The following is a 1,398-nucleotide window of genomic DNA, read 5'->3' on the forward strand; positions in this document are numbered from 1 at the left end:
GCGATCCACCCCGGCTACGGCTTCCTGTCCGAGAACACCGCGTTCGCCGCCGCCTGCGAGCAGGCGGGGATCGCCTTCGTCGGGCCGCCGTCGTCGGCGATCGAGGCGATGGGCGACAAGATCCGCGCCAAGCAGACCGTCGCCAAGGCCGGGGTCCCGGTCGTGCCCGGCTCCGACGGCTCCGGCCTCACCGACGACGACCTGGCCTCCGTCGTCGCCGACATCGGCTACCCGGTGCTGCTCAAGCCGTCCGCGGGCGGCGGGGGCAAGGGCATGCGCGAGGTGCACTCCCCGGAGCAGCTGGCCGACGCGATCGCCGGTGCGCGCCGCGAGGCCCGCGGCTCCTTCGGCGACGACACCCTGCTCGTCGAGCGGCTGGTCACCACGCCGCGGCACATCGAGATCCAGGTGATGGCCGACGCGCACGGCGCCGTCGTGCACCTCGGCGAGCGCGAGTGCTCGCTGCAGCGCCGCCACCAGAAGATCATCGAGGAGGCGCCGTCGGCTCTGCTCACCCCCGCGCAGCGCGACGAGATGGGCCGCGCCGCCTGCGAGGCCGCCCGCAGCGTCGGTTACACCGGCGCCGGGACCGTCGAGTTCATCGTGAGCTCGGACCGTCCCGACGAGTTCTTCTTCCTCGAGATGAACACCCGCCTGCAGGTCGAGCACCCGGTCACCGAGGAGGTCACCGGTCTGGACCTGGTCGAGCTGCAGCTGCGCGTCGCCGCGGGGGAGCCGCTGCCGATCACCCAGGACGACGTGGTGCTCACCGGGCACGCGATGGAGGCCCGGGTGTACGCCGAGGCCACCGCGGTGTCCGGCGACGCGCTCACCTTCCTCCCCTCCGGCGGGCCGGTGCTGGACTGGACGCCGCCGCCCGGGGTGCGGGTCGACGCCGGGATCGAGACCGGCACCGTCGTCGGGTCCGACTACGACCCGATGCTGGCCAAGGTCATCGCCCACGGCGCGACCCGCGACGAGGCGCTGCGCCGGCTCGACGCCGCGCTGCGCGACACGGTGCTGCTCGGGCTCGACTCCAACATCGGGTTCCTCCGGGCCCTGCTCGCCGACGACGACGTCCGCGCCGGTGACCTCGACACCGGGCTGATCGCCCGGCGCGGTGCCGCGCTCGTCGACGACGCGGTGCCCGCCGACGTCCTCGGTGCGGTCGCGGGTCTCGGGCTGCTGCGCCGGGAGCCGGCCGGGCCCGTGGTGGACCCCTTCGACGTCCCCGGTGGCTGGCGGGTCGGGGAGCCCGCCTGGACGGTGAGCCGCCTGGTCACCGGTGGCGCCGACGGCGCCGTGGAGGTTCGGGCCCGCGGCCGGGCGGCCGGGTTCGACCTGGCGCTGCCCGCCGCCGGTGGAGCGGCGGACGGGGACGCGGGGGACACCGCCGTC

At 75.5% G+C, this 1,398-nt stretch carries 1 protein-coding gene; it reads left to right on the forward strand.

Going from position 1 to position 1,398, the window contains the following annotated elements; translation table 11 throughout:
- Positions 1–1,398 (forward strand): acetyl-CoA carboxylase biotin carboxylase subunit (locus GTW08_RS19965; RefSeq protein ID WP_161152373.1); only part of this gene is annotated, 1,398 nt, incomplete at both ends.

It is taken from the genome of Pseudonocardia sp. SID8383 (assembly GCF_009864975.1).
In the GTDB taxonomy this organism is placed as follows: domain Bacteria; phylum Actinomycetota; class Actinomycetes; order Mycobacteriales; family Pseudonocardiaceae; genus Pseudonocardia; species Pseudonocardia alni.